Annotated in this window: 1 pseudogene; it reads left to right on the forward strand. The window is 72.2% G+C overall.

The window, feature by feature from the left end:
* A pseudogene (locus tag BN358_RS26605) lies at positions 1-309 on the forward strand (ECF transporter S component); the annotation flags it as partial.
* Positions 310-342: the final 33 nt, after the last annotated feature.

Genomic DNA, 342 nt, shown 5'->3' on the forward strand with positions numbered 1-342 from the left:
TCCGGCGTGGCGGCCGCGGTCGTGTCGGCCCCGATCTCCGCGTTCGTCTTCGGTGGGGCCACGGGCGGCGGCACCGGTGCGATCGTCGGTGCGTTCCAGGCGATGGGCCAGTCGCTGCTCGCCTCGACCACCCTGCAAGGGTTGCTGTCCGATCCGCTGGACAAGCTGATCACCTTCACGGTGGTGGGGGATCCTCCTCGCAGCCCTGCCCAGCCGCTTCCTGCAGCGGTTCCCGTTCGCTCGCGAGCACCGCGTCGTCACGACGGCACCGCTGGCGCCTCCGCCCAGCCCGTCCGAGTGAGCCGATGACCCAGGCCCAGTTCGTCGGCACCGGCTCCCCGG

This window comes from Sedimentibacter sp. B4 (assembly GCF_000309315.1).
GTDB classification, from domain to species: Bacteria; Bacillota; Clostridia; order Tissierellales; family Sedimentibacteraceae; genus Sedimentibacter; species Sedimentibacter saalensis.